We start from the raw sequence: 24,955 nt of genomic DNA on the forward strand, positions 1-24,955 counted from the left end.
GTTAGTCCTCCTGAACCCCGGTACCGTAGTCGTCAGCGTCGGCATCCGAACCCGCGCCCGCCGTGAGACTCGGGCCGGCGCCGGCCGAGCCCGGCAGCTGCGCCGTCAGCTCGCCGCGGACCCGCTGGTGCTCGCGGTCGACCAGCGCGTCGGCCGACGCGAGGAGATCTTCGCGATCGCCCTTGTCGTAGTCGTCGGCCTTCGCGATGATCTCGTCGACCTTCTGCTGCTTGCTGGCCTGGGCCTGCGCCTCCTCGACGAGGTCGCCGGCCTGATCCTGCGTGACGAAGCCCTGATCGCGCAGCGCGTCACCGAGCTCGTCGACGGTCATGTCACCGAGCGTCTGGCCTCCGCCATCCGGGTCGTCCGAGCCGTCGTTGCTGCCGCCGTCGGCATCTGCATCGTCCGCGGCGCCGTCGGCAGCGAGTTCGTACGTCTGTTCGAGCACGTCGTCATCCATCGCCTCGAGCGACTCCTCGGCGAAGCCGGCGTTGGCGGTCAGGAACTGAACGTACTGCTCTCGAGTGTTGCTGTCCATGTTGCTGGAACCGTCATGATCCGCATCCGTGGAGGATTCCGCCCCCGTCGTCTCCGTGCCTGTACTTTCCTCGGCCGTGACTTCGGCGCCGTCCGGCGCGACGCCGACGAACGCCGAGTCGTAGAAGTATGCGCCGTCAGCCGCGGTGATCGGGTCGAGGACCTCGCCGCCCTCGCCGGCGTAGTGGAGGACCACGTAGACCGTGGTGTCCTCGTCGAGCGGGTCGTCGAACGGGACCGTCGCGTCCATCGCGACCTTCCCGCCGTCGTAGACGTCGCTCGACCCGATGGCAGGTCCGAGCCCGGGCCCGATGTTCGGGAAGTCGTCGCCCTCCAGGTGCGCGGCCAGCTGCCACTCGGCATCAGCGAACCGGGCTTCGTCGACGCGAACGGATGTCCCGTCGCTGGTCTGGTCCTTGAACCAGACTGCCCCGCGACTGTCGCCCGAGTCGCCGATGATCCCGAACTTCCGGGCGAGCTTCTCGACCAGCCCCTCGGGATCGTCGACGTCGTCGATGCCGTCGGCTGCGGTCAGCTCGGCGCCGATGTCAGTCCCCTGCGTGTAGGACGCGAGCGCCTGGTTAGGCCCCCACTCCGCTGTGTTCGACGGCGAGTCCCCCTTCGAGACGATCGACAGGTCGCGGAACGTGATGTTCTTCGCCTTGTACGCACCCGTCTTCTCGTCTTTCGCCCCGAGTTCGAACGTCGGGTGGACCGACACCTCGTAGCTGCCGGCCTGAACGCCCTGGGCGATCGACTCGTCATGCGCGGTTGCCTCGTAGCCGACGGCTTGCTGGCTATCGAGCCAGCCCGCCTTGGGGACCTTCCCGACGGTCTCGTCGGTCGGCGGGGGGTAGACGGGGCGACCATCCTCATCTGCAGGGTGGTCCTTGGTGAGCGGCTCGCCAGCTTGTGTCTCGGCCGCCTTCTTCAGCTCGTCTTCCGTGAAGAGGACCGGCGTCCCGTCGTCCATGTGGAGGATATCGCCGGCGGCGACCGCCACGCCCGAGAAGCGATAGGGCGGTTCGTCTTCGTCGTTCGAACCTGCGGTTAGCCGGGCTGTCCGAGCCGACACCCGCAGGTCATGATTGTCGTTGGTCATCGTGAGCAGTCGGCCCGGATCCTCGCCTCTCACCGCTGTCGCGGTGGATGTCGGGTGAGGGTCATCGGCCGGGTTTCAGGCCCCTCAGAAGGGGCAGATGTAGTAACCAGCTACTTACTGGTTATCTCTCGCACGTTCCGCTCGTGCATCAACTCTCCTCGATTGTTCGACCCTGCAACACTGCGCGTATCTCCCCGTCGGCATTCATCCCGGATTCCGGGAACAGTTCAATGGAGCTGAGGCCCTCGTCAGCATCGAGGCGCCCAGCGTAGCCCGGGATGGTGTTATCCGACGTAGCAACATCTGCGATCATCCCGAACCGAGACGTATTGTTGTTTGGACGGTTCGTGATCGTGATCGTCCCCCACTGCCATCCCGCGGGCGTCCCGCGGATGTCCCCGACCTTCCAGTGGGACTGGCCGGTCTGGTTGTTGTTGTTCGTCCTGTTCCGATATTCGTAGGAGTCCGAATACGACTTGCCGTTGAGCGTCATGAGCAGGTCTGACGCATCAGACACACCCTCAGCGACGACGACGAGGTCGTATGCCGGATATGAGTTATCGATGGCCTGGAACGACAGCCCCGTGTTCAACTCGGCTGCCGAGTCCGATTGTAGCTTCTCCTTGACGACGCCCCCAATATCCGTTCTCTCTGTGGTGAGCGCACTGCCCGTTGCGGAATTGAAGCGCCAATCGGCGAGATGCTTGTCGGCATCTCCCGGCTGGCGGTATTTGTCTGCGGTCATGGTCAGAAGTTCTTGATGTCCCGCAGTTCGAAGTCGCCCGACGTCGGGGTCGACTGTGGTGTGATCGTGAACCGAAGCCACGGCCAACCCTCGGTCAACAGCGTTGACTCGATCTGCGTCGTTGAGTCCCCGGCCGGGATTAGTTTCGTGTTGGCGTCCGGGTCAGAAGGCTCACCGCCGATGGGCAGCGCTTCGGATTCGGCGAAGCTCTTGCCGTCTATCTCGTCGGTCGCCTCGAGCGTGACGTGGACATCGACGTCGAGTGTACTGAGGAATCGGTAGAGGATCGCGCTCGTCGAGCCGCGCTGTCGAACGACGATGCTCTCCCCGGTCTGGTCGCGGGGCTCGATCGTGTCGTGAGATTTGCTCTGTGTCATCGGTCTGAAGTTGAAAAGAGTCAGTGGGTCCAGCCGCTGGGCTCGCCCCTCACGCGCCGGTCGCGTGGAGTCGGTCGGGGGTCATCGGCGCCGGGCTGGCCGCCAGCGTCTTCGCCGTCTCGACGGGGACGCGGTAGGCGCTGGCCGTCGCCTCTGCCGAGCCCGTGTAGACGGTGACCGAGCAGCGGCAGTTGGGATGGACCGGCCAGATGCTCGAAATCTCGCTCACCCCGTACGGCGCATCGGCGGCCACCGCCACGCACTGCGGACAAGCGTCCGGCGCCAGCAGTGGCTCAACCAGCTCGACGCCGAAGCGCTGGTACTGCTCCTGTGCGGCGAGATGTCGAGCCCGGAGCGTCTCCGTCCGGGCAATGGTCGTTGCGCGGGCCTGGGCGCCGTGGGGAGTTCCGTCCTCGATCGTCCCCAGGACGTCCGTGATGCGCCTCGCCGCGTCGCGGGGGCCTTCGCCCTGAGCCATCGACTCGGTGAGCTCGCGAGCGACCTCGCGGCCCATCTCGTCGGTCAGCCCCTGCAGCTCCGAGAAGTTCCGAGTGTACAGTCGTTGCAGGGTGTCCTGATGGACGGGAAGCTGCAGGGAGACCGCCGTGTTTGTCGCCGGCGCCCCGACACCAGACCGCCGGATGTCGGCGTTCGTCGCTCGAACTCCCGTCTCGTAGGCCTGGCGGACGTACCGGTTCTCACCCTCGCCGACGACGTCGAGGATCTCGTCCTCCTGGGCCTGGTCGACCCACTCGCGGAACTCCGAGACCTTCTGGTCGTCACGGATGAACGAGAAGTCGGGCGGGGCCTCGACGGCCGTCAGTTCGCCGTCGCCGAGGCCGAGGACGTCCCGGTCGCCGACGTACTCCCGGACGACCGTGTTGACGCGCTGGAAACCACCGCGGATCTTCTGCGCGTAGCGCTCCTCGACAGTCTTCGTCTGGGTCGGCGAGTCTGTCCGAGCGACCAGCACACCCTTAGCGCCGGCGCCGGTGTGGACGTCCTGTCTGGTCGCACTCGGGGCCATCAGTCATCAGCCTCCGACGGTGCGCTCGCCATCAACTCGGCCGCGCTCTCTTCGAGGTCCTCGAACTGCGACTGGACCTCGTTGTTCGACTCGTCGACGAAGGTCCGTTCGACCTCGTCCATCTCAGATGGGAACCGCCCCTCCTCGATAAACTGGCGCTGCTGCTCTCGCGAGAGGTAGTCGTCCGGGTTGCCGTTGGTCCACCGCTTGAGCATCTGCGCACGGGTGTTCTGGATCTCCGCCTCGTCTTTCGCACTGGTCTCGTGGAGCGGCGTCCACTCCACTTCGTAGCTACCCCCCTGCGGCGCCGGGATGATATCGAACTTCAGCAGCCGGTCGATGAGGGCGCGGACGATCGTCGGCTCGACGAACTCCCGGCGCCGCTCGCCGATCTTCCCGTACCACTCCTCGAGGTCCTGGGTGGTCGCGCGCTCGCCGGTCTCGTTGCCCTTCAGGACTGACTGCGGGGGCATGTACGGCTGGCTGCTGATCGCCTCGATGTTCGGGTCGATGACCGTCGACGGGTCGATCTCCTCGCCGCCGAGACTCTGGACCTCGTCGGCGCCGTGCGTCCGGAGCACGTTCTCGAGGCCGACTTCCCAGCGGTGGAGGTGCTCCCGGAGCGTGTCGCCGCCATCCTCCAAGTCGAAGTCCTTGTCGATGTTGACGTTGATCCCCCAGGCGCTCGCTCGGTAGGCAAGCTGGCCGGCAGAGCCGAGCGTCCGCTCGATATCGATCAGGTTGTTGTAGAGGGGTTGCTGCCGAGGAATCCCGCGGACCTCGTCGTCGAGGAGCACGTCCGAGTGGATGTGGATCACTCGCGAGTGGTGGACGCGCATCGTGTCCGGGCCCGTCTGGGAGATCGTCGCCTCTTCCTGATCGTCCTCGTCGGAGAGGTCGAGTCGGTACTCCGTGGGCTTGCCCCAGCGGCCCGAGCCCGGCCCGCCGAGGACGACGTCGTCGATCGACTCCTCGGAGAACGGGCGCAGGCCAGTGAGTTGCTCGGCGCCGCCGACAGGGTCCGCGAACGCATCCGTGTTGACCGCTTCCCCGTTGTCGCCGTTGGAGACATCTCCCTGCTGGACATCGTCGAACTCGAGCACGAGGACGCCAAACTCGCCGATGCCGGCGAGCTTGTCCGCGCGCTTGCAGTAGTTCCAGAGGTCGATCTCGTCCTGCAGGTCAGCGATCGCGGATTCGAACTCGGTCTGGTTGCCGTTAGTGCCGTCCGAGTCGTCGACGATCTCCGGGGGTTCCCGCCAAGACGTCGACGCCGGCAAGAAGGTGACCGCGAACGCGTAGGGATTCCGGAGCGCCAGCGAGTAGAACTGCTTGACACCGGGGTTCTTGTCCCACTCGAACACCTCGTAGTAGTCGAAGTCCTCGCCGCCGCCCTGGATGTTCTCCCCGAGGACGGCCGCGAGCGTCTGCCGCATCGTCAGGTCGACCTGCTCGGCGGCGGTGAGTTCGAGGACGTCACCGTCGCCGGCAGCGTCGGCGGTCGCTTCCTGGGCGCCGGTGCTTGACGACTCGCTGGTCTCGGAATCGTATGTGTCAGTCATGTTCGAAAATCACCACGTCCCCGACCCGCTCGGGCCACTTTCTTCCTCAGACTGCAGCCCCTCCGCCGCGCAAATCGCCATGATCGCCGCGTCGAGGTGGTCCGGCGAGTGGCCGAGTCGGGTCTTGACGTTGTCCTTCGGGTCAGCGACGTAGACCTGCTCGTCGCGGCTCTTGATGTACGTCTCCGAGAGAGTCAGCTCCCGGGCGGCGATCTTCAGCTCCTTCCGCAGCCTGGAGTCGGTGAACTCGCCGCCGCGTTCGAGCCACTTCCCGAGCTCGACGAGGCCCTCGGTCCAGCGGTCTTTGTACTCGTCCGACTGGACCGCGTTCTCGCCGGCCTTGAAGCGGTCGACGTTCGGGAATCGGCGGGCCGTGTCGTCGGCTTTGCCCGACCCTTCCCCGACCGCGTCGAGAGAGATCTGCGGGCCGGGCGTCGACTGCAGGTTCGACCACATCCGATCGAACTGCACGGCATGGTCCGTCCCGGGCTCGGAGTACTCGACGGTCAGCGTGCCGTCGTTCTCGTCGATCTGGACTGTGCGGTCGCCCGAGCGGGCCACGTCGATGCCGGTCCCGTTGCGCGGGCCCGAGCCGTCGAACTCGCTGGCGTCCTCGACGTAGCCGGCAGTGACGAGGTCGGCCTCGATCGGCCGGTTCTTCGTCGCGCCCGCCGGCGGCATGATCCCGGCGAAGCGCCGGTACCACAGCGTGTTCAGGTCCTTCCGGAAGTCGGCGTTCCCAGGGAGCGACATCGCCCGGGCCTCGTCGTAGCCGGGCCAGGACTCCCCGTTGTGCGCCTCCCACTTCTTCTTGAGCTTGTGGAGCCCGGTCAGGCCCGGGATGCGGTCGCCATCGCGACGCCCGAGTTCGACGTGGACGTTGTGGCTGTCGAACGTCGAGAACTGCAGCTTCTCGGGTTCGAGACCGATCTCGCCCATGTTCGCGACCGCGTTCGTTTCGTCCTCCGGCGGGTTCGAGATGACGACCATCCGGTCGTTTCGGTCAGAGATGAGCGAGTCCATCGAGTCCAGCGTCTCCAGGTCGACGTCCTTCTTGTCGGCCTCGTCGACGATGACCAGGACGTGGTCGTTGTGGACGCCCTCGAGTTCCCCGGGGTCCTCGGGGCTGATGACCTCGAACTGCCACGTGGGCTCGTCCGCGATGTCGATATGCGGGTTCGGCGACCACTTCCACTCGCCGAACAGCGGGCTCGACTGATGGAGTCCCTCGGCGTCGGCACAGAAGGTCCGCTTCAGCTTGCCGTACGTCCCGGATGTCACGACGACCGAACTCGGGTAGTGGCGCTTGTGGAACGCGAGTGCGAGAGCGACGATGCCGAACGTCTTCCCGAAGCCGTTGCCACCTTCGAGGTGCGTGTACTGATGGGTGGCGACGTGTTCGTGGATCTCCCGCTGCTCGGGCGAAAGCGCGACCCCGAACCAGTCCTCGGCGGCCTGCCAGTACTTCTCCGGCCCCGTGTAGTTCTCTGGCAGGCGCTGCTCGACGCCGTCGGGCAGTTCCTGTGTACTCATGGTGCCCTCCGAGGTGTCGCCTCGACGATTGCGGCGCCCACGACGACGAGGAGACACTTCCGACACATCTCCTCGGGGTCGGTCGCGTCACCGCAGTACTCGCAGTCGTTCATTAGCCACCGCCCTGCGCGGATGTCTTCCACGTGTCTTTCAGCTCGGAAAGGGCGTCGGCTGTCTGGGACTGCGGGTCCTCCAGGAGGCCGAGGTCCTTCAGCCACTGCCGGCGATCGATGCTGAGCCGCTTCTGAGCCTTCGTGACCACCGACTCGCGGTACCGGCGCTGCTCGACGACCTCCGACTCGCCGTATCGGTTGGTGATGGACTTTTTCGTCGTCTCCTTGTCGACGAGTGGGTGGCCGCTGTCGAGCTCGTCGGGCCGCTCGTCAGCCCACCGGTCGAGGCCGATATCCTTTGCGTGGGTCACCGAGATCCTGAAGAGTTCGGCCTCGATCCCGAGGGGCGGCTCCCCGTGGAGCTCGCGGTACTGCTGCAGGTAGTCCTCGAAGACGTCGTCGACGAACTCCCGCATCTTATCGCCGAGGATCTCGTTGTAGTAGGAGTTGTGGTCGGCATAGGCGCCGTGGGTGACGGCGTTAGTGTTGTCCTCGGGAGCGCCGGCGTCTTCGCGCTCACCACCAGAGCCGCCGGCGCCCCCGTGGCGATCACACCGACCCTCGCCGACGTGGTCTGTACCCTTACCGGGCCAGGCCCCACAGTAGCCGCGGAAGACCTTCTTTCCGTCCTGTTTCCCCCACCGGCGGCCCATGCAGGACTCGTCGGTCGGATCCTGTTCGGGCACCTCGTCGAGAGGCTTGCCGATGAGTTCGTCTTCGTCGACGTCCATGGGGTTGATTGAATTTCAGTAGTCGATGTCGAGTGCGTTCAGGACTCGCTCGCAACGATTTGAGGGCTCGTAGCCGGTGATGAACGCCCGGCGCGTCGCCGCGGACCACGGGACGTCCTCGCCGTCGACAGGCTCCGGAAGCGACAGGTCGATGACGGCGTCGTCGTCGCGAAGGAACCAGTGTGTGCCCTCGAAGTCCGGGTCAACGTCCGACCAGGAGAGACAGTAGATGTCGAGACTGCTCTCTGTGCCGCCGCGAGCGTGGAAGTACGCCTCGGAGAGGACGTAGCAAGCCTCTCGGATCGGGTTGTCCGCGTCGCGGTAGTCCTCGTGGCGGACGTCCGGGTTCTCGCGGACGTACTCGCGGAGCTCCCGAGCGAGGTCGTCTGGCTCAACGAGTACGTCGGTCATGTAAGCGGGACCGTGATGGCCAGCCCGACCAGGAACAGCCCCAGCGCGTACCAGGGCTCCCGGCGGATGTCTTCGAGCGGGCCGACCGACCCGAGCTTGGCGCCCAGAGCGATGAAGACGAACAGCGCGGCCAGCTCGATGTGGCCGGTCAGCCCGACGACGACGCCGACGGCCAGGCCGACGGTTGCGGCGTGGATCTCCCGGAGCGTCGAGAATGGGCCGTCGCGCTCGGTCTCAGACTCGTCGGTGCTGGATGGGATCAGGGGCATGGTCAGCTGCCACCATCCCCGTCTGACCCGGATTCGAGGACGACCTCGATGAGCTCGGGGCCGCCCCACATGACGGTCATCATGCCGAGGGCGAGCTCGGGATCAGCGCCGAGCGCCATCGCGTAGACGCCGCCGATCATCCCGACGAGTTGGGTCGTTGCCTTCAGAATCTTGAACGTGCGGAAGCTCATCCCTACGTGGTCCCTCAAGCGCCGATCGGCGCGTCTGTTGCAATTTCGAAGCTGTTGTGAGAGTGATGGACTATTCTTGGTCGCCATAGGATCATCCAGAAAGGTCGGCGTCGGGAATCGAACCCGGGCACGAACGCGTGGCCGTCCCGGGTTGTCCCCGGGCTGATAGGCCCCGCGTCGCTCGCCAGTCGCCGACAGATGCGGCCGAAAGCGGGTGGGTACAGACACTCCGCGGAACCGAAGCCGAACGTCCCGTGTCAGGTGTCGTGACAGGAACTGCAGGTCGCGATATCGACGTATCAGTGGGTGGCCGCTCGTGAGCCTCGCACCGCCTCGCGTTGGTACGCCCCTCGGCGTCGGGAATGAGCTACCGGGTACCGGTAACCGGTAGGCGTCATCGGGGTTTGCTCTCTGACAATTCTCAGCGATTTTGTCGACTCCTCAACTTCTTTGGGTGAAGACTGCAGAAATTGAGCATGGACGATCCAAACTGGGCGCAAGTACTACGGGCACTATACCGTGCTGAATCTGCATACGGGATTCAGAAGGAAAATGAGTTTTCAGAAGGTGATTACTTAGTCGATGAATCCGGACTAAAACCGGAACAAGTTAGAGAGGGTATCAGATTCTTGGAGAGCCAAAATTTGGTAGAGATGAATCATGAGGAGATTTTGGATCCCGAAACATTCGAAGTCGCCGAAGAGAAGAGGATTCTAAGGATAACTTCAGAAGGGTTTGAGGTAGCCCAACATCGGGAATTAAGAAGGCGCGAAAACAATACGAACCGGGCTGTAGCGCTTTTGACTGGTATTTTGGGATTTACTGCTCTTCTACAAGGTGCGATTGCCTACATCGACACCCCAATGTCATGGACTCAAGAGGTTATTGTCGGCGTTATAATACTCTGTATTGTCGGGCTTCTGGTTCCGATTTGGTACCAAATCGGGATTTCGGGGCTCTTGAACATGAAGACATGACCGAATTCAGAAGATCTCGAACCGCTCGATCGGGTCGTCGTCTGCGTCGACGAACGCCCGGGTGTACAGGTCGAGGAGTTCCGTCATGATCTCGTAGGTCCGCTGCGGCGAGTCGGCGCCGCACTTCGTCGCGCAGCGGGCGACATCGAACCCCGTCGGCGAGGCCTCGTACTGAAGTCGCGACGAGCAACGCGGGCAGCGAGCCTCAACGTGCGCGAGCATCCACTCGGTGTCGTAGCCATCGCGATAGAGGCGTTCGGCGAGCGCGTACCAGAGCCAGCAGTCCCACGGCGTCGGGGAGTCCTCGTCGGTGCGGAGTGCCTGGATGGCCTCCCACGCGGCGAGGTACAGCTCCGGGTCGGGCTCGTGGTGGCGCTGGTGGCACTGCTTGAAGCGGGTCTGGAGTGCGGTCGCCTCGCGGGAGACGAGCTCGCCGTTGGTCAGCTCTCCCGAGCCGTCGAGAGCCTCCCGTAGCGGGATGGTCCCCGGGTACTCACGTTCGTCGGAGAGTTCGGCGCCGCTCCTCGGGCTGAACTTGTGTTGACCTTTCATCGTCAGGAGAGAATCACGGCTGGTCGCCGGTCCCCTTCATCCCCATGTCCAGGGCGGCGGGCGTACCCGAATGGTCTGGTACTGTCTCGTCGCCATTGTATCAGTCCCGAGAGTGGTTAAGCGTCCGCTCATCCGCGAGAACCACGGATACCTTTCTGAGGTCCTCGGAATCGCGGTTTCTGAGGATGTATCCGCGATTTTCGAGGGTATCTAACGCCTCCGTGATCGTCCGCTCGCGGTGACACAGCTCGTCGACGAGGTCGCTCCGGGAGAGTTCTCCCCCAGCGTCTCGCAGAGCTCGGAGGACGTACCTGGCGCTGGGCGGGAGGTCGTCGAACCGTCCCGACTCGGGGGCGGTCACGCCCCTGAGCCACCCCCGCCGGAGGGGTACCACCCCCGATTCGATGTCCCCGCGAAGGTCGAAGACGTCCCGTGCCCAGGCCAGCCAGTCGAGGCCTGAAGCGGAATCCTGCAGTAGCGCACGTAAGCGCCGCGTTGCTGCTACTTTGAACCCGCCGTTACTGGATAGTACTGATAACGCCGATTTCAAAGTAGCAGGATCGACCGCGTAGGACACCCCAGCGTGCTGTTCGTACCGCTCGGGGGTGAGTAAGCCGACGTCTTCCAGTGCGTGGACCCAGTCGTACACCGTCCGCCGAGTGACATCCAGCCCGGACAGCTGGGCGAGTCGGTGGTAGCCGTCGACTTTGTTCGCGATGGCCCCGTCGTCGCGACGCTCGACGAGCTGCCCGGCGCGGAACCCGTCGGGGCCCTCGCCGGCGGTGACATCGTGGACGGCCTCCAAGAGGTCGACCGCGCCTTCGGGAACCGGGAGCATCGCTTCGAGCGGGTCCGCGAGTTCCTCGAACGTTGCGAGTTCGTCGACGGGGATCTCCGTCGGGACGTTCGTCAGCAGGTAGGCGTGCTTGGTCGTGTCCGCCAGTAGCGGGCGAATCCGGTGGACCGCCTGGACGAGTTCCTTCTCGCGGGTCTCCCGCCAGAGCTCGCCGACGAGCCCGGAGAAGTCCTTCGTCGCGATGGCGCGGCCGTCGCCGGCGTCGTCCTCGTAGATGAGCTTCCGGTAGACCGGCGGCGCCGTTTCTCGGCGCGTCGAGTACTCCTCGCCGCCGGCACGAACGTCGGTGGTGCCCTGACCGAACAGCTCGGCGTCGCGCTGGAGATCGTCGACGGCGGGGTGCGGGGCGCCGATACAGACGACGGCGTCGCACTCCGCGCGGTTCAGCCCGCGAGCCGCGTGGTAGTGCAGCGTCTCGCCGTTGTCGGGGAAATCGAAGCGCTCCAGCAGCGCCTTCGGGCCGATGAACAACGGCTGTTGGTGGAGGTCGCCGACCGTGTCGATGGTCCGCTGGATGCGCTCGGCCAGCTTGCGGTCCTCGTCGAGAGCCCGCCGGATGGTCCCGGCGTGGTACTGGCCGTCGAGGACTTGCGTGACGTGGAGGTTGCTCTCCAGGAGCTCGTCGCCGTCGACGACGACCCGGTCCGTGGGGACGTCGTACAGCGCGGCGACCTTCGCCGGCGTCGCGGTCGCGTCGAGGACCAGCGGGCTCTCCGGCAGGTCACTCGTCAGCGGCAGCGCGTAGTAGTCCAGGCCGGCGACCGATCCGTCGTCGACGTCGAGGCGGGCGATGGCCCGGGCCTGCTCCCCACCCTGCTGGGTCAGCCGCTGGTCGGCCTCGTGCCAGCCACAGTCGGGATCCGAACAGACGCGGGCGCCGTTGTCGTCCTGCAGGTCTTCGCCGCACCAGGGACAGGACTCCAACAGCGTCGGGACGGCGATGGCCTGGCGTGCGGCATCGGGATCGGCACCGGCCTCGGCCGCCGCCGCCAGCAGCGAGTCGAAGCACAGCGGGGCACCGTCCCACTCGTCGCGACGCATCCGACTGACGATGGTCTCGTTGTAGGCGAGCTTCGCCTGCGCGAACGTCTCCGCGGCGAGTGAGCGCTCGACGACGTGCTCCTCGCGCGTCCGGTAGCCCTCGCCGGGCATCCCGACGTCTTCGCGGATGGTCCGCTGCTCGACGTCGTCTTCGTCTACGTCGGCGGGGAGATCCTCGGGGTCGACGGGCTGGTAGTAGGTCGCGGCGTCGACGTCGGGCGGCGTGAGGTCCGCGAGACTGTCGAGCGTCTCGTCGCCGGCGAGGGCGTCGAGGATCTCCCGGGCGAACCGGGCGAACTCCTCAAGCGCGTCGGGCGTCCCCTGCAGGTCGGCGATCGCCTCCAGCGCGGTCGCCGTGCGGGCGATGCCCTCGATGTCGACGGTCCGTTCGGTCTTGAGCGCACTCGGGCTCTCGTCGACGATGACGTCCCGGCCATCGCGAACAGTCTTCAGCAGCTGGTACTCGTGGACGCCGACGACCCGGTTGGCGCTCTCGAGTTCGTCGAACTGGTCGAGCCACTCGCAGCTGCCGTCATCGTCGTGGTCCGGTAGGTCGAGAATCATGTGCGCCTGCACCGGGCCGAGCTCCTGAACGACCGCCTCGTAGCGCTGGCGGGCGTCCTCGTCGGGGTCGAGGTCGTAGATGGGGCACATGTGCGGGCAGTCCCCGCCGGGGTGGTCGGGGCACTGCTCGTCTGCGTGGTCGGCGTCCATGCAGGTGTCGTAGCGCTTCTGGTTGCCGCCCTTGAGGTGGAAGTCGACGGCGGGCGTGGCGTCGTCGAGGACGAACTCGCGGGCCTTCTCGTGCTTGTCGAACAGTGCGACGAACTGGCGGTCGCGAGCGGCGGCCGCCCGGCCGGCGTTGGTGGTTTTCCCGGCGCCGGCGTGGTCGGCCCAGATGACGGGCCCCGTGTGCGAGGTGAACTCGTCGTAGCGGTCGCCCTGCAGGTCATCCCACCGCTCTTCGCGGTCGAACTCCTCGAAGTCGACTTCCGGCGGCGCACAGGTCTCCGGTTCCGGCGGGGCGCCCGAGGTCGCACCCTCAGTCGGCGTGGGTGGCTCGTACTCAGGGATGCGAGCGCCGCGATCGCGCAGCGCGTCGACGGCGTCCCACCAGTCGTCCCCCTCGGGGTACTCGTGCGGCGAGGTGATGATCCGCTCCTCGAGCGCGACGACCTGAATGGCGTCGAGGCCGACGTCACCCTTGCGGTAGATCCAGCCCACGTCGGGACTCCAGCCGAGGCGGGTCCCGCTGCGGGACGTCTCCCAGCTGGGGTCGAACGACTTGGTGCCGTCGGCGCGTTCCTCGGTGAGTGACGATCGCAGCCGGATGTCCCGGGGTTCGACCCGACGGCAGGCGTCGAACACGGCTTGGATGTCGGTCGTCTCGTCGAGGTCCTGGAGGTCGTCCTCGTCGTACTCGGGCTCCCAGTCCTCGCCGTCGGGACGGGGCGTCTCGGCCGGGTCCCGGCGCTGCTCGTCCTCGACGAACTCGTCGACGAGGTCGTCCAGGAAGTCCTGCGCCTCGGTGGCGTCGGTCGGCGTCCCGGCGACGTGGTTGCCGGTCATCGCGACGTAGCGCTTGCCGTCGTAGACCTCGACCTCGGCGCCGGGGAAGGCATCGTGATCGGGTAGAGAAGCCCCGGGGATGGTCTTCACGTCGTCCGGGAGCGAGCCCTTCGCGATGATGTGGACGCCGGTCCCGGACGTGGAGATGTCGGTGTAGCTGTCGGCCTGCTCGACGTGCTCGGCGACGACCGGGTGGACCGCCTCAGTCTCGGGATCGCGGACGTCGTCGTAGTCGACGATGAAGAACGGGTCGGCCCAGTCTGCGTAGGGGTCTTCCTCGTGCTGCAGGACGATACCCGGGCCTTCGAGACGCTGGTCGGCGCAAGCCATCCGGGCCTTCTCGGCCGAGCGCCAGAGGTCGGGGTTCGACCACGACATGGTGTTCTCGGCGTTCGCGTAGACGGCGTGGGGCTGCTTGCGGCCGTCGAGGTACTGCCACGGCATCCACATGTCGTAGTCCTCGACGTTGTCGGCCCAGACTCCGGGTTCGACGTCGAAGGTCGGGCAGTCCTCGGTCGGGTCAGTCGAGTCGGAGGACTCGACGTCGACGTCCTCGTCGAGGACGTCCGCGACAGCCGCGGGGTCGGCGCCGAGCGCACCGGCGATCGCGACGGGGCTGGCGTCGGGGTTGCGCTCCAGGTGGTGCTCGACGCGCTCCTGCAGGGAGAGTCCGTCGTCGCTCACGTCGACGCACCTCCCAGTCGGTCCTGCTGTTGGCGATGCGCCTCATGACACTCGCCTTCGTGGACGACATGGTCGTTGCCGGCGTGGGTGACCTCGACCGCGTCTTCCTCGTCGACGATCTGCTCCTGACACTGGACACACCAGCCAGCAGCACGCCGCGTCGCGGCCTCGCTGTCGAGGTCGAGCTTTCCGGCAACCCGCAGCGCTGCGGCGAAGCATTCGTCGGGGCAGATAGCGACGTAGTACTCGCAGTGGAGGTCGTCCCGCGCCTCGAGTCGAAGGTCCGCACCGCAGTCGGGGCAGGCGGCGACGTGGATGACATCGCCGAGCTCGTCGACGTCGACATCTGGCGAGGTCACGCCGACCACCCCCACTCGTCCAGCGTGGTTTGACCGTCGGCGTCCTCGGATCGCTCACCGCCGTCGGGAATTGGGACGTTCTCGGTGCGCTCCTCGCCGAGTTCGGTGTCGTCGACGACGTCGACGGTCTCGCCGTCGCCCTGCCACGCGGGCGCCTCGGTGATGTACTGGACGGTCCCGTCGAGCGGGTCGCCGTCGTAGGAGCGCGTCATGCCGCGAGGCCCCCCGTTGAGTATACCGAACTTTGATTTATCGCCCGCTCATCGTCCAAAACGTCCGTTCCCGCGTTCTGCTCGTGTTTCGATTTGACACCGAATTTCGAGTCAAATGCGGGGGTTTTTCACCACGGGTCACGCACGGCAAGACATGCAGGGTAATCTGCCGCCCGAAGCACAGGAGAAGCTCGAGGAACTGCAGGACCTACAGGAGAAGGCCCAGCAGGTCGCCGCGCAGAAACAGCAGGCCGAGACGCAGCTGCAGGAGTCCCAGACAGCGCTCGAAGAGCTCGAGGACATCGACGAGGACACCGGCATGTACCGCCGCGTCGGCGAGCTGCTCGTCCAGACCGACTACGACGACGCTCAGGACGACCTCGAGGAGAAGGTCGACAGCCTGGAAGTCCGCGTCCAGACCCTGGAGAAACAGGAAGAGCGCGTCCAGGAGCAGTTCGAGGAGCTCCAGACCGAACTCCAGAACATGCTGCAGGGCGGCGGCGCGGGCGGTCCCGGCGGAATGGGCCCGGGCGCCGGCGGCGCGTAAATGCCGACAGACGACTCGGCCGCCGCTGACGCGGACGGCGACGACAGTTCGACGGACGGGCCGTCGGACGAGACCGTCGTCCAGACCGCCGCCGAGGCCGCCGAGGACGTCGTCTTCTCTCGACTCGGCCGCTCGTCGGTCGAGGATCTGGACGTCACCGTCACCTTCGAGGACGGTATCCTCGAAGTGGACGTCTATCTCAACGCGCCCGACGCGTCGGGCGACCCCGACCGCATCGCCGACGACGCCGCCCTCGCCGCGCGCGGCGCCGTCGACGACCTCTTCGGGGAGTAACCGGCCGGTCTTTCGGCCGGTGTCGCTACGCTCGCAGTGCCGACAGTAGCAACCGCTCGGTATCTCGGACACTCGATGCAGAACCGCTCGAATCGCTCGCTCGTTCCGTAGTAGCGGATGACGAATATTGGAGTCGACAGCGGAGTCTCAGCGGGCCGTCGGGCGGGGCGGGCGTTCTGCGAGATTCGTCAGTCGTGGTCGAATTCACCGACAGTGGGGTCGTCCATCCGCTCGCCCTCGCCGATGGTCCGGTGGCCGATGAACCCGGATCGGAAGCCGATCCACGCCAGCGCGCTGATGAAGAGGATCGGCGGGAGGATCATGAAGCCCCACAGCGGGTCCAGCCCCCACCCGAGCAGGAGGACCACGTCGAACAGTCCGAGCGAGAGGAAGGGTAACACTGCCAGCGCCGCCCACTTTCGGTTGTAACCGCCCTCGTCTGTCTCGGCCATACCGGGCGTTGGGAGCGCTGGGGGAAAAGCGCCGCGCTCCCGGTCGCGACGCCTCCCACTCCGCAGCGCCCACCCGCGCTCCAGCGGCTACAGCGGGAACTCCCCGTCGGCGATACTGCGGGCGACCGCCGCCATGTAGTCGATGTGCGGCACCAGATCCGACTCCTCGCCGGCCTCGACCCGGTACCGGTGGATGTCCTCCCAGACCGTCGCGAGCATGAACGCCGCGAACGCGCGGTAGAAGCGGTCGTTCTCGTACTCGATCCCGGTCCGTTCCTCGTAGCGCTCGACGAGGTCCCGCCGGCTGGGGCTGCCGGGCCGGTTCGTGAACGGGGCCAATCCGTACTCGTTGGTCTCACGTAACTCCTCGATAGTGTCCGCGCTCGCGCCGCTGGCTTCCAGCCCGTCGAGCGACGGCGTCGGGTCGCCGTCGTCGCGCCAGCGCAGCAGCAGGTAGCCGAGTTCGGTCAGCGGGTCGCCGAGGAACGCCGTCTCCCAGTCGACGACGCCGGCGATCTCGGGGCGCTCCGGGCCCGCGAAGAGCACGTTCCCCGGCCGGAAGTCGCCGTGGACCAGCGCCGTCTCCGACTCCGCGGGGAGGTTCGACCGGAGCCACGCCGCGACCTCCCGGAGCACGGGCGAGTCCCGCCCGGTGACGGCGGTCGCCTCGTCGAGCTGAGTGATCACGTCGTCGAGCTGGTCGCCGACCGGGCGGCGGTCGCAGCCGTCCGCGAACTCCGAGGGATCGACCGAGTGTAAATCCGCGAGCGCGTCGACCAGCAGCGACGCCACCTCCCCGCGCGCTTCGGGCGTCTGGAAGCGCTCGGGCAGGCCCGACCCGAGCGGGACCACCTCGCCGTCGAGGTACTCCATCACGAGGAACGGATCGCCGATCACCGACTCGTCCTCGCAGACCAGCACCGGCTCGGGTACGGGGACCGGGCTCGCCTCCAGGCGGCGCATCACGGCGTACTCGCTGGTCACGTCGACGAACGAGTCGGCCTGTCGCATCTCGTTGGGCCGCCGCAGGACGTAGGCGTCCGCCCCCGATTCGGTCGAGACCGCGAGCGAGAGATTGAGGCCGTCGTGGATCACTTCGATGTCGGTGACCGTTTCACCGAGTTCCTCCGATAGATACGACCGCAGTCCAGCCGTCTCGAACGCCACTCCCGACTCCGTCATGGCCCGCCCTATACGACCGGCCGTTATAAAACGCGCCGTGCAGTGAGAGGGTGTAGCACGGGCGACAGGGCCCGAACGAGAGAGTCGGTTTCGGAGCGACTGGCTTCCGAGGTGGAGCGTTAAGTGCCGTCGGGCGCCAGGAACGCTATGGACCTGCACGACAGGACTGCGATCGTCACCGGAGCGTCCTCGGGGATCGGTGAGGCGACGGCCCGGGCGCTGACGCGCGAGGGCTGTGACGTCGCGCTCGTGGCCCGCCGCGAGGAGCGACTGGCGCGGATCGCCGACGAGATCGGGACCGACCGCGCGCTCGCGGTGCCGGCGGACGTTACCGACGAGGAAGCGATCGCGGACGCCGTCGAGCGAACCCGCGAAGCGTTCGGTCGCGTCGACCTCCTCGTGAACAACGCCGGCGTGCTCCGCTCGGCCCCGGTCGCCGAGGCCGATCTCGACGACCTCCACGAGCAGGTCGAAGTCAACCTGCTGGGCGTGATGAACGCGACCCACGCCGTCCTCCCCGACCTGCTCGACTCCGACGGCGACGTTATCACCGTCTCCTCGATGAACGCCCGCCACCCCGTCGCAGAGGGCAGCGCCTACACGGCCTCGAAGTGCGGCGTCAACGGGTTCTGTGAGTCGCTGCGCAAGGAAATGCGCGGCGAGGACGTCCGGGTGACGATAATTATGCCCGGCCCGGTCGAGACCGAGATGAACGACTGGGCGGAGTGGGACGGTCGGCCGCTCGACCCCACCGACGTCGCGGAGACGATCCTGTTCGCCGCCTCCCGACCGGATCACGTCGAACTGCCCGACATCACCGTCAACACTACGGACAAGCTCTGAACGGGCGCCGGTGGCGCTCGGCGGTCCACGACCGCTCCGGGACTAGCAGTTATCCCACTGGCGTGGGAACGGTGGGCAAACATGGACGGGGTTCGGTCGAGTTCGGGTGTGCGCGGTCTCCGCCAGAGCGTCGCGGCCGTCGCTCCGCTCGCGCTCGTCGTCGCCCTGCTGTCCGGGCGGGTGGCCGCGCATTCGGGGTCGCTGGGCGGGTCGATCGCCTCGGCGACGGTCCCGACGTGGCTCGTGATCCTGACGGGCGGCATCGTCGTCGGCGGCTCCTTCCTGTTCACGACGCTGCTGACCGACCACGAGGCGATGCGCGGCGTGAACTGGTGGCGACTCACCGTGCCGACGCCCGGTCGGTTCCGTCGGATTGCCTCGACTGCGCTCAGCCTCGCCTCCTTCGGGAGTCTCCTGCTCGTCCTCGCGACGGGGTTCGTCGGCCCGCGAACGCCGACGCAGAACTTCGCCTTGCTGTTCGTCTGGGTCGGCTGGTGGGCCGGCTACACGACGACGACGTACCTCGTCGGCAATTCCTGGTCGGCGGTAACCCCCTGGGCGCTGCCGGTCGCGGTTGCGCGGCGACTGCGCGAGCGACTCGCCGACGGTGCGGGCGAACGGACGCTCCCCGACCGCTGGGGCGTCTGGCCGGCGGTCGCGGGCCTGCTCGGGCTGGTGTTCCTGGAAGTCGTCAGCCCCGTGGGGGAGGATCCGCAACTGCTCGCGACCGTCGTCCTCGGCTACTCGCTCGCGACCGTGGCCGGCGCCGTCGCTTTCGGCGATGAGTGGTTCGAACGCGTCGACCCCGTGAGCCGCGTCTTCGCCGCCTACGGGCGGGTCGCCCCGCTCCAGTGGGACGGAAACGGCAACGTTACGTTCCGACTTCCCGGTACCGCGCTCACCGAAGACCCCCTGCCCGACCGGCCGGGCGAGGTCGCCTTCGTCGTCGCGCTGCTGTGGGTGACGACCTACGACGGACTCGTGGCGACGCCGACGTGGGCCGCCGGAGTCGAACCGCTCGTCGGTCTCGGCGTCCCGGCGCTGGTCGTCTACGCCGGCGTCCTCCTCGCCGGCTTCGCGGGCTTTCTCGGCGTCTACCGCCTCGCCGCGCGGAAAGTTCGAGACACCGCAGACACCTACGTCACCGCGCCGGCCATCGGACGGTGGTTCGCACCTGCCCTGCTCCCCATCGCCGCCGGCTACCACCTCGCGCACTTCCTCGGCTACTTCCTCGGGCTCGCGCCGGCGCTCGCCGCGGTCGCGACGAGCCCGTTCGTGCCCCCGTCGACGGTGACGCTCGTCCTGCCCGACTGGTTCGGGACGGTGAAGCTCCTCTGCGTGCTCGGTGGCCACGTCCTCGCCATCTGGGTCGCTCACTCGCTGTCGTTCGAGCTCTTCCCCGGCGTGCTCGCGGCCATCCGGAGCCAGTACCCCTCGGTGGTGGTGATGGTCTTTTACACGATGAGCAGCCTATGGGTGATCACGCAACCGTACGCGCCACCGCCGTTCGTCTGAGGCGGGAGATTCCAGACCGATGACCGACTACGCGCCCACGCTCTGCCCGGCACGCGACACCGCCGTCCCCGACGGCGAGACGCCCGCGGCGACCTGCCCCTACTGCGAGTGTCCGTTCCGGAGCGAACACGCCCGCGACCTGCACGTCGGCGAGCGCCACGACCCGACCGACGCCGAGCGCGAGCGCTACGACGCTGCACTCGAACGGGAGCGCGACGACCTCTGGCTCTTCCACGCCAAGGCCGTCGTGGCGCTCGGGGTCATCTACGCCGCCACGGTCATTCTTTACATGGCAGTGCTCGGTACATTCTCCTGACGGCGATCACAGGGACTCGGCGTATCGAAACCGACCGGAGGACCGGTCAGCGGGATCCAGAAAGGGTGGGGAACGTGACGCATCAGGCGGTTCGAGGCCCGGTTGCGTCAGGTGGATAGGGTGGGGAGTGGATCGTGTGACTGCGGCCGGTTCGGCCGTCAGGGAGTGGCCGTGGCGGTCGCGTTTTCGGGGGTCGTCTCGTTCGCGGCGTCGTCGCCGTCCGGCGTCACGTCGCTGATCTGCTCGCCGAGCGACTGGGCGCCGTCGACGGCGCCGCCGACGTGCGAACCGATGATCCCGTGGACGTCGCTCACGAAGTCGGGGACCTGTGCGGGCATGTCGACGGGCGGGCCCTGGCTGCCGTTGGCGGCGTCAGCGCCCGGAACGTCCGACGGCTGTCCGTGGCGCGCGTCCGTGTCGTTCTCGTCCGCACCGTCGCCACCGTCAGCGGCAGCGGTCCCGTTCTGTGCGTGGTCGTCAGCCTGTGCGTTGTCGTCGGCCTGTGCCTGTTCGGGCGCGTTGCCCGGCATCGCCATCGCGGCGCCGGTCGCGAGCAGGAGGACGCTCGCGAACACGGCGACGAGTTTGAGTTTCATGTGGTGTGTGCCTCCACTCGACCGATGGCCGGCCGAGTCCTTGAAGGGGGTAAGCGCTCGCCCCCAGTTGCCCCGATTTCAGCCGATTTAGTCGGATTAACTCGACCGTTAATCCGGGTTAACGGCGATTAGACGGCCGATATTGTGGCAACGGAGTGCGGGCGGACTATCGGCCCGGTTCGCGGGGTGGTGCGCGCTCTTGACGGACTATCGCCTCGGTATCGGTGTCGTCGTCGGTGCCATCTGCGAATCGAGTATCACCGCTCGATCGAGGTCTGGAAAATAGACGACCCGTCACGGAAGTGTTCGACGACTGTCTGTCGGGGAAGGTCGGACTTGTCGACTCGCTCGTTGAATTCAACGCTGGCTTCGTATGGGACGAATGCCAGCACATCGAAGACGATTTCGGCGTCGCCAGGGGTTCTCTCAAGTTCGATGCGGAGACTGTCTTCGACGATCGCTACTCGCCGCGGAACGACCTGTTCGTCGGGTGTGCCGCCAAAAAAGATTCCGCGCACAAGAACACGGTATCCGTTGTCTTCGTACTGTGCGGTAGCCCAGTTGCTACCCGGCGCTGGCCACTTGTTCTCTCCGTGATTACCGGACTCCCAGTCCCACACGTCTCGGCTATCCAGCCGGGAGTACGACCACGTGCGGATCGAATCCATGAGTCCCGTTCGGTCTCCGTACTTCGGGCTTCGAATGTGGACGCTATTTACTTTCGTGTCTCATGACTGGAAGTATGCGGAAGCCCCTCCTGGTCGCCGTCGTCGCCGGACTCCTCGTTCTGGGCGGCTGCATCGGCTCGCCGAGCCAGAAGACGCCTACAGTCAACGAGGGGACGGACTGGCCGACCGTCTCGACATCGGCAGACTTCGGCACGAACACTCCCGAACCCGGCGTAACCGATCACGTCGCCGTCAGCGATGGCACGCTCGTGGTGAACCGGACCCTCTCGGACGAGCACGCGGAGTATCTCCAGAGCAGTGATTCGGTCCGATACGTGAAGGCGTGGCGCCACTCGAACCACGAGGAGGTCGAGAACGGTTCGAGTCCGGAGCGAGAGCCCGTGTACGGTATCATGTCGTTCGAAACGTGGGGGCGGATACAGTGTTCGTCCACAGCCGCGGACGGAGTTTGGACGGTGCTGAAAGAGCGGACGACGGACTCGCTCGACGGGGTCCACACCGGTTCAGACACCAGCGACGACCAGATCCAGATCACCGTCATGCGAACGACGACTATAGGGCGGGACGGGACCGTGGAAGCCGAACCCTCGATCCCGCTCGAACGCCTCGACGCGATCGCCCCCGAGGGGGCGTCGGTCGAGATAACCTTCGCGAACCGTTCGTACTCCTGCGAACCGGCGGTTGACGTGACGAACAGCACGGTCTACAAGGGTTAGTGGGATGGTACGCCGAACCGTTACCCCTGTTCTGGAATAAGCATCCGCGCGCCGAAGGCGCGCGGTTCACCGAACTCGCGCGGAGTGCGAATTCGGCCTTTTTCACCCCTGTTTTTGGCTCGGGGGTCGCGCTACGCACGACCCCCGAGCGAAAAAGATGGTCCCGCACGCCCTTTTTCACGGTCGCGCTCTTAGCCCGTGGTATGGCAACGCACGAGGCCACAGTCGAGGGGGTGGGAGTCGGCGTCGGCGACGACGGGCCGGGACACCCGGTCGTCCTCCTCCGGGTGCGCGAGGAACTGATCCCCATCTTCGTCAGCGCCGACCAGGCCCAGTCGATGCAACACGCCCTCGACGGGACGCCCTTCGAGCGCCCGCTGACACACGATCTCTTCGTGGACATGGTCGCGGAGTTCGGCGCGGCCATCGACCGCGTCCGCATCGACGACCTCGCCGACGGCACCTTCTACGCGAAGATCGACACCGAGCAGTACGCCGACGACGAGCGCACGGAGATGGTCTTCGACGCCCGCCCCAGCGACGGCATCGCGCTCGCGCTCCGGGTCGACTGCCCCATCATCGTCTCCGACGAGGTGGTCGACCAGGCCGGCCGCGACCCCGACGAACTCGGCTTCGTCGACGAGGAGGAAGCCCGTCGCCGCCAGCGCGACGCCGGTGAAGAGGAAAGCGGATTCGACTTCGGCGAGGACGATGACGACGACTCGCCGTTCGGCGGCGACGACCCCTTCTGACCGCAACCTGTCGCTCCAGCGGCTTCACCCTCTCTTGCTCGCGTGGAACCACTCGCCGTCCCACGTGATCACGTACTCGACTGCGCCCTTGACGCCGGCGAGTCCGTACAGCGGGAAGACGACGGGCGCGAGCAGCCACCCGACGCCCACGCCGTCGACGTGCCCGCCGAGCGCGTCGACCCCGCGGACGAGCAGGCTCACGCCGACCACGGCACCAAGCGGGACCGTAAGCAAGGCCACCCGTCCGCTGGCGGCCAGCACCGCGACTTTCGAGACCAGCGAGAGCACCAGGAGGTTGCCGAAGACCGCGCCGGCACAGGTCGCCAGCGCGACCGCACCGCGCCAGTTCAGCGGCCGAAGAGTCGTTATTCGGCGGTGGAGGACCTGCGCGTACCCGGTCATCCAGCGCTTGCGCTGGCCCCACCAGTCGCGCACGCAGTGGGCGGCCTCGATGGTCGACGGCCGGGAGAACAGTTCCTCGACGGCGAGGCCGGTCTCGTAACACCGGAAGGCGAAGTCGAAGTCCTCGGTGAGCATCGCCGTGTCGTAGCCGCCGACCTCCTCGAAGGCCGACCGGCGCATGACGACGGCGCGGCTGGAGACCATCCGAAAGCCCGTGAGCAGCCCGATCAGCCGGTGGCTGAGCTGGTTCAGCAGGACCGACTCGTAGTAGGCCAGCGTCTCGACGAGCCCGTCGGGCTCCGGGATCGTCCGGCCCTGGACGGCGTCGGCGCCGTCTGTCAGGCGCGCGACCGCACCGCCGACGAATCCGGGGTCGACCCGCTCGTCGGCGTCGAACACCGCGACGACCGGGACCTCGGTCACTTCGACGCCGTAGTTGACCGCGCCGGCCTTCGACCCCGGATAGCGCGTGTTGACGAGGTGGTCGACGCGGTCGCGCCGCTCGGCAAGCTCGGCCGCGCGGGCGCGGCTCGCGTCGTCGTCGGGCTCGGTGACGACGGTGACCCGGAGGTCGCCGTACCGCGAATCGAGCAGGCTCTCGACGCTCCGGTCGAGCGCGGCGGCGTCCCGGTAGACGGGGACGATCGCCGCGACGCCGGGGCCGTCGGCCACCTCGACGTCGCGCTTGCCCAGGCCGACGAGTTCCGCGACCATCACCAGACCCGAGAGCGTGACGAACCCGGAGAAGCTCAGCATCGAGACGACCGCTTCGACGACGACCACGGCGCCGGCGGTCAGCAGCGGCGGATCGACCGCCACGCTAACCGAGCCACGGAGGTAACCGAAGACGACGACCGCAGCGACGACCACGGCGAAGGTCGCCCCGTCGGTCGCCCGGCGGAGGTACTCGCCGACCCGACCGTCGAACGCCCCGGTCAGTCGCGGGCCGACGGGCGGTTCGAACCAGCGTGTCGGGTCGATCACGGCTTGCACCCCGCCGGACGAGACGGCTGCCGCTGTCGGAGGGAGGGGCTTCGAACAGGGACCATTTCGTCCGTGTTGTCACTCGAATAGTACTTCAGTGCTTCGTCACGGCGACGGAACGACCGGGCCGCCGACAGTCCGCCCCGCGACCCGTCGGCAGCCCGGGTCAGGACCCGTCAGCGGTCGGAACCTTCGCGTCGACGCCCGTCGCAGCCATCCCAAGCCAGCCCAGCGCCGCGACCGTCGTGGCCGCCAGCGCCGCGCCGTCGAACCCGCGGTCGGTCGCGGCGACGACTGCAAACCCGACGACCAATCCGGCGAGGACCGCGACGGGTAACCGCAACAGGTCGAGGCCGAAGCTGACGGCGCCGATAGCGGCGATCACGAGCCCGACGGGCGCGATCAGCACGAACAGTATCCAAATGGCGATGCCGGTACTCGCTCCGCCCGGACCGTCTGCGTGAAACCGGTACAGGTCACTCTCGTAGCGGACGTAATGCGTCCCTTCGGGGTAGACGTCGTCGGCGTAAGTGATGTCCGGCGCCGCTTCGTCGGCGACGTACTCACCGTCGGGGGCGGACAGCGCGCCACGGAACGCGTCTTGGGCCGTCGCGGACAGGTTCTCGTACCGGCGAACCTGTGCGTCGTCCGGCAGGTCGGCGTCCGAAATCGACTCGACGTCGTAGACGTACTCCGTCCGCGTCAGGTCCGCCGCCGTGACGCCGACGTACCCGAGCACGGCGACGCCGAGGAGGAACACTGCGATCGCCGGGCCGTGATAGCGAGTCACCGACAGCGCGGACACGTCCGGACCCGTGA

At 66.9% G+C, this 24,955-nt stretch carries 28 protein-coding genes; 8 read left to right on the forward strand and 20 right to left on the reverse strand.

Annotated features, from left to right (window positions below):
• Nucleotide 1: 1 nt before the first annotated feature.
• From AB2U09_RS06205 to AB2U09_RS06250, 10 genes are all read right to left on the reverse strand, one after another.
• Nucleotides 2-1,639 (reverse strand): DUF7282 domain-containing protein, encoded by a 1,638-nt coding sequence (locus AB2U09_RS06205; protein ID WP_459191831.1) that lies wholly within the window; start codon nucleotides 1,637-1,639, stop codon nucleotides 2-4.
• A gap of 148 nt (nucleotides 1,640-1,787) precedes the next feature.
• A complete protein-coding gene (locus AB2U09_RS06210) occupies nucleotides 1,788-2,384 on the reverse strand; it encodes a hypothetical protein (RefSeq protein WP_459191832.1) in 597 nt (198 codons plus the stop codon).
• Between the two features lie 2 nt (nucleotides 2,385-2,386).
• A complete protein-coding gene (locus AB2U09_RS06215; RefSeq protein WP_459191833.1) occupies nucleotides 2,387-2,761 on the reverse strand; it encodes a hypothetical protein in 375 nt (124 codons plus the stop codon).
• A 49-nt stretch (nucleotides 2,762-2,810) separates the two neighbouring features.
• Nucleotides 2,811-3,788, reverse strand: a complete 978-nt coding sequence (locus AB2U09_RS06220) for a putative phage head morphogenesis protein (protein ID WP_459191834.1) — start codon at nucleotides 3,786-3,788, stop codon at nucleotides 2,811-2,813.
• Entirely contained in the window at nucleotides 3,788-5,350 is a 1,563-nt protein-coding gene (locus AB2U09_RS06225) for an anti-CBASS protein Acb1 family protein (RefSeq protein WP_459191835.1), read from the reverse strand. Before AB2U09_RS06225 ends, AB2U09_RS06220 begins: the two co-directional genes overlap by 1 nt.
• 9 nt (nucleotides 5,351-5,359) lie before the next feature.
• Nucleotides 5,360-6,883 (reverse strand): hypothetical protein, encoded by a 1,524-nt coding sequence (locus AB2U09_RS06230; protein WP_459191836.1) that lies wholly within the window; start codon nucleotides 6,881-6,883, stop codon nucleotides 5,360-5,362.
• 112 nt (nucleotides 6,884-6,995) lie between these two features.
• Nucleotides 6,996-7,727, reverse strand: a complete 732-nt coding sequence (locus AB2U09_RS06235; protein ID WP_459191837.1) for a hypothetical protein — start codon at nucleotides 7,725-7,727, stop codon at nucleotides 6,996-6,998.
• A 15-nt stretch (nucleotides 7,728-7,742) separates the two neighbouring features.
• Nucleotides 7,743-8,138: a hypothetical protein gene (locus tag AB2U09_RS06240; RefSeq protein WP_459191838.1), complete on the reverse strand. Its 396-nt coding sequence runs from the start codon at nucleotides 8,136-8,138 to the stop codon at nucleotides 7,743-7,745.
• Nucleotides 8,135-8,407 (reverse strand): hypothetical protein, encoded by a 273-nt coding sequence (locus AB2U09_RS06245; protein ID WP_459191839.1) that lies wholly within the window; start codon nucleotides 8,405-8,407, stop codon nucleotides 8,135-8,137. The genes AB2U09_RS06240 and AB2U09_RS06245 overlap by 4 nt, the downstream gene beginning before the upstream one ends.
• Before the next feature lie 2 nt (nucleotides 8,408-8,409).
• The gene (locus AB2U09_RS06250; RefSeq protein WP_459191840.1) at nucleotides 8,410-8,598 is read right to left on the reverse strand and encodes a hypothetical protein; all 189 of its coding nucleotides are present in this window, start codon (nucleotides 8,596-8,598) and stop codon (nucleotides 8,410-8,412) included.
• 476 nt (nucleotides 8,599-9,074) lie between these two features.
• Between AB2U09_RS06250 and AB2U09_RS06255 the strand changes: the two genes are divergently transcribed.
• Nucleotides 9,075-9,575 (forward strand): hypothetical protein, encoded by a 501-nt coding sequence (locus AB2U09_RS06255; RefSeq protein ID WP_459191841.1) that lies wholly within the window; start codon nucleotides 9,075-9,077, stop codon nucleotides 9,573-9,575.
• Between the two features lie 6 nt (nucleotides 9,576-9,581).
• On the opposite strand, the gene AB2U09_RS06260 is transcribed toward AB2U09_RS06255, so the two are convergent.
• The 4 genes from AB2U09_RS06260 to AB2U09_RS06275 form a co-directional block, all read right to left on the reverse strand.
• Nucleotides 9,582-10,127 carry a hypothetical protein gene (locus tag AB2U09_RS06260; protein WP_459191842.1) on the reverse strand — a complete coding sequence of 182 codons (546 nt, stop codon included), beginning with the start codon at nucleotides 10,125-10,127 and terminating at the stop codon, nucleotides 9,582-9,584.
• 100 nt (nucleotides 10,128-10,227) lie between these two features.
• The gene (locus AB2U09_RS06265; RefSeq protein WP_459191843.1) at nucleotides 10,228-14,277 is read right to left on the reverse strand and encodes a MarR family transcriptional regulator; all 4,050 of its coding nucleotides are present in this window, start codon (nucleotides 14,275-14,277) and stop codon (nucleotides 10,228-10,230) included.
• Nucleotides 14,274-14,636, reverse strand: coding sequence for a hypothetical protein (locus AB2U09_RS06270; RefSeq protein WP_459191844.1), 363 nt, complete (start codon nucleotides 14,634-14,636; stop codon nucleotides 14,274-14,276). Before AB2U09_RS06270 ends, AB2U09_RS06265 begins: the two co-directional genes overlap by 4 nt.
• Nucleotides 14,633-14,848: a hypothetical protein gene (locus AB2U09_RS06275; RefSeq protein WP_459191845.1), complete on the reverse strand. Its 216-nt coding sequence runs from the start codon at nucleotides 14,846-14,848 to the stop codon at nucleotides 14,633-14,635. The genes AB2U09_RS06270 and AB2U09_RS06275 overlap by 4 nt, the downstream gene beginning before the upstream one ends.
• Nucleotides 14,849-15,002: 154 nt before the next feature.
• Between AB2U09_RS06275 and AB2U09_RS06280 the strand changes: the two genes are divergently transcribed.
• A complete protein-coding gene (locus AB2U09_RS06280) occupies nucleotides 15,003-15,395 on the forward strand; it encodes a prefoldin subunit beta (RefSeq protein ID WP_459191846.1) in 393 nt (130 codons plus the stop codon).
• Complete coding sequence (locus tag AB2U09_RS06285; protein ID WP_459191847.1) at nucleotides 15,396-15,689, forward strand: DUF3194 domain-containing protein; 294 nt, start codon at nucleotides 15,396-15,398, stop codon at nucleotides 15,687-15,689.
• 188 nt (nucleotides 15,690-15,877) lie between these two features.
• Here the strand turns inward: AB2U09_RS06285 and AB2U09_RS06290 are convergent, their stop codons facing one another.
• Both AB2U09_RS06290 and AB2U09_RS06295 read right to left on the reverse strand, forming a co-directional pair.
• On the reverse strand, nucleotides 15,878-16,141 hold the full coding sequence (locus tag AB2U09_RS06290) for a DUF8142 family protein (RefSeq protein WP_459191848.1): 264 nt from the start codon (nucleotides 16,139-16,141) through the stop codon (nucleotides 15,878-15,880).
• 87 nt (nucleotides 16,142-16,228) lie between these two features.
• Nucleotides 16,229-17,323, reverse strand: a complete 1,095-nt coding sequence (locus AB2U09_RS06295) for a phosphotransferase family protein (protein WP_459191849.1) — start codon at nucleotides 17,321-17,323, stop codon at nucleotides 16,229-16,231.
• Between the two features lie 147 nt (nucleotides 17,324-17,470).
• Here AB2U09_RS06295 and AB2U09_RS06300 point away from each other — a divergent pair, with 147 nt between their 5' ends.
• From AB2U09_RS06300 to AB2U09_RS06310, 3 genes are all read left to right on the forward strand, one after another.
• Nucleotides 17,471-18,166: an SDR family oxidoreductase gene (locus AB2U09_RS06300; RefSeq protein ID WP_459191850.1), complete on the forward strand. Its 696-nt coding sequence runs from the start codon at nucleotides 17,471-17,473 to the stop codon at nucleotides 18,164-18,166.
• Between the two features lie 81 nt (nucleotides 18,167-18,247).
• The gene (locus tag AB2U09_RS06305; RefSeq protein ID WP_459191851.1) at nucleotides 18,248-19,681 is read left to right on the forward strand and encodes a hypothetical protein; all 1,434 of its coding nucleotides are present in this window, start codon (nucleotides 18,248-18,250) and stop codon (nucleotides 19,679-19,681) included.
• A 19-nt stretch (nucleotides 19,682-19,700) separates the two neighbouring features.
• Nucleotides 19,701-19,997: a DUF7410 domain-containing protein gene (locus AB2U09_RS06310; RefSeq protein ID WP_459191852.1), complete on the forward strand. Its 297-nt coding sequence runs from the start codon at nucleotides 19,701-19,703 to the stop codon at nucleotides 19,995-19,997.
• A gap of 158 nt (nucleotides 19,998-20,155) precedes the next feature.
• Here the strand turns inward: AB2U09_RS06310 and AB2U09_RS06315 are convergent, their stop codons facing one another.
• Both AB2U09_RS06315 and AB2U09_RS06320 read right to left on the reverse strand, forming a co-directional pair.
• The gene (locus tag AB2U09_RS06315; RefSeq protein WP_459191853.1) at nucleotides 20,156-20,593 is read right to left on the reverse strand and encodes a hypothetical protein; all 438 of its coding nucleotides are present in this window, start codon (nucleotides 20,591-20,593) and stop codon (nucleotides 20,156-20,158) included.
• Between the two features lie 257 nt (nucleotides 20,594-20,850).
• Nucleotides 20,851-21,261, reverse strand: coding sequence for a hypothetical protein (locus tag AB2U09_RS06320; protein ID WP_459191854.1), 411 nt, complete (start codon nucleotides 21,259-21,261; stop codon nucleotides 20,851-20,853).
• Nucleotides 21,262-21,335: 74 nt separating this feature from the next.
• Here AB2U09_RS06320 and AB2U09_RS06325 point away from each other — a divergent pair, with 74 nt between their 5' ends.
• Complete coding sequence (locus AB2U09_RS06325) at nucleotides 21,336-21,998, forward strand: hypothetical protein (RefSeq protein ID WP_459191855.1); 663 nt, start codon at nucleotides 21,336-21,338, stop codon at nucleotides 21,996-21,998.
• Nucleotides 21,999-22,201: 203 nt separating this feature from the next.
• On the forward strand, nucleotides 22,202-22,750 hold the full coding sequence (locus tag AB2U09_RS06330; protein WP_459191856.1) for a bifunctional nuclease family protein: 549 nt from the start codon (nucleotides 22,202-22,204) through the stop codon (nucleotides 22,748-22,750).
• A 24-nt stretch (nucleotides 22,751-22,774) separates the two neighbouring features.
• Here AB2U09_RS06330 and AB2U09_RS06335 read toward each other — a convergent pair whose 3' ends face one another.
• Nucleotides 22,775-24,136, reverse strand: coding sequence for a glycosyltransferase family 2 protein (locus AB2U09_RS06335; protein WP_459191857.1), 1,362 nt, complete (start codon nucleotides 24,134-24,136; stop codon nucleotides 22,775-22,777).
• Nucleotides 24,137-24,302: 166 nt separating this feature from the next.
• Nucleotides 24,303-24,941 (reverse strand): DUF7979 domain-containing protein, encoded by a 639-nt coding sequence (locus AB2U09_RS06340; protein ID WP_459191858.1) that lies wholly within the window; start codon nucleotides 24,939-24,941, stop codon nucleotides 24,303-24,305.
• Nucleotides 24,942-24,955 lie beyond the last annotated feature (14 nt).

It is taken from the genome of Halosimplex yunnanense, assembly GCF_054504345.1.

Excerpts from the sequence above, each read along its gene's own strand:
- AB2U09_RS06315 (WP_459191853.1), bottom strand. The coding sequence starts at position 20,593 with ATGAAACTCAAACTCGTCGCCGTGTTCGCGAGCGTCCTCCTGCTCGCG.
- AB2U09_RS06310 (WP_459191852.1), top strand. The coding sequence starts at position 19,701 with ATGACCGACTACGCGCCCACGCTCTGCCCGGCACGCGACACCGCCGTC.
- AB2U09_RS06210 (WP_459191832.1), bottom strand. The coding sequence starts at position 2,384 with ATGACCGCAGACAAATACCGCCAGCCGGGAGATGCCGACAAGCATCTC.
- AB2U09_RS06285 (WP_459191847.1), top strand. The coding sequence starts at position 15,396 with ATGCCGACAGACGACTCGGCCGCCGCTGACGCGGACGGCGACGACAGT.
- AB2U09_RS06290 (WP_459191848.1), bottom strand. The coding sequence starts at position 16,141 with ATGGCCGAGACAGACGAGGGCGGTTACAACCGAAAGTGGGCGGCGCTG.
- AB2U09_RS06260 (WP_459191842.1), bottom strand. The coding sequence starts at position 10,127 with ATGAAAGGTCAACACAAGTTCAGCCCGAGGAGCGGCGCCGAACTCTCC.
- AB2U09_RS06240 (WP_459191838.1), bottom strand. The coding sequence starts at position 8,138 with ATGACCGACGTACTCGTTGAGCCAGACGACCTCGCTCGGGAGCTCCGC.
- AB2U09_RS06305 (WP_459191851.1), top strand. The coding sequence starts at position 18,248 with ATGGACGGGGTTCGGTCGAGTTCGGGTGTGCGCGGTCTCCGCCAGAGC.
- AB2U09_RS06330 (WP_459191856.1), top strand. The coding sequence starts at position 22,202 with ATGGCAACGCACGAGGCCACAGTCGAGGGGGTGGGAGTCGGCGTCGGC.
- AB2U09_RS06225 (WP_459191835.1), bottom strand. The coding sequence starts at position 5,350 with ATGACTGACACATACGATTCCGAGACCAGCGAGTCGTCAAGCACCGGC.
- AB2U09_RS06230 (WP_459191836.1), bottom strand. The coding sequence starts at position 6,883 with ATGAGTACACAGGAACTGCCCGACGGCGTCGAGCAGCGCCTGCCAGAG.
- AB2U09_RS06215 (WP_459191833.1), bottom strand. The coding sequence starts at position 2,761 with ATGACACAGAGCAAATCTCACGACACGATCGAGCCCCGCGACCAGACC.
- AB2U09_RS06280 (WP_459191846.1), top strand. The coding sequence starts at position 15,003 with ATGCAGGGTAATCTGCCGCCCGAAGCACAGGAGAAGCTCGAGGAACTG.
- AB2U09_RS06245 (WP_459191839.1), bottom strand. The coding sequence starts at position 8,407 with ATGCCCCTGATCCCATCCAGCACCGACGAGTCTGAGACCGAGCGCGAC.
- AB2U09_RS06255 (WP_459191841.1), top strand. The coding sequence starts at position 9,075 with ATGGACGATCCAAACTGGGCGCAAGTACTACGGGCACTATACCGTGCT.
- AB2U09_RS06275 (WP_459191845.1), bottom strand. The coding sequence starts at position 14,848 with ATGACGCGCTCCTACGACGGCGACCCGCTCGACGGGACCGTCCAGTAC.
- AB2U09_RS06295 (WP_459191849.1), bottom strand. The coding sequence starts at position 17,323 with ATGACGGAGTCGGGAGTGGCGTTCGAGACGGCTGGACTGCGGTCGTAT.
- AB2U09_RS06325 (WP_459191855.1), top strand. The coding sequence starts at position 21,336 with ATGCGGAAGCCCCTCCTGGTCGCCGTCGTCGCCGGACTCCTCGTTCTG.
- AB2U09_RS06235 (WP_459191837.1), bottom strand. The coding sequence starts at position 7,727 with ATGGACGTCGACGAAGACGAACTCATCGGCAAGCCTCTCGACGAGGTG.
- AB2U09_RS06320 (WP_459191854.1), bottom strand. The coding sequence starts at position 21,261 with ATGGATTCGATCCGCACGTGGTCGTACTCCCGGCTGGATAGCCGAGAC.
- AB2U09_RS06220 (WP_459191834.1), bottom strand. The coding sequence starts at position 3,788 with ATGGCCCCGAGTGCGACCAGACAGGACGTCCACACCGGCGCCGGCGCT.
- AB2U09_RS06300 (WP_459191850.1), top strand. The coding sequence starts at position 17,471 with ATGGACCTGCACGACAGGACTGCGATCGTCACCGGAGCGTCCTCGGGG.
- AB2U09_RS06250 (WP_459191840.1), bottom strand. The coding sequence starts at position 8,598 with ATGAGCTTCCGCACGTTCAAGATTCTGAAGGCAACGACCCAACTCGTC.
- AB2U09_RS06205 (WP_459191831.1), bottom strand. The coding sequence starts at position 1,639 with ATGACCAACGACAATCATGACCTGCGGGTGTCGGCTCGGACAGCCCGG.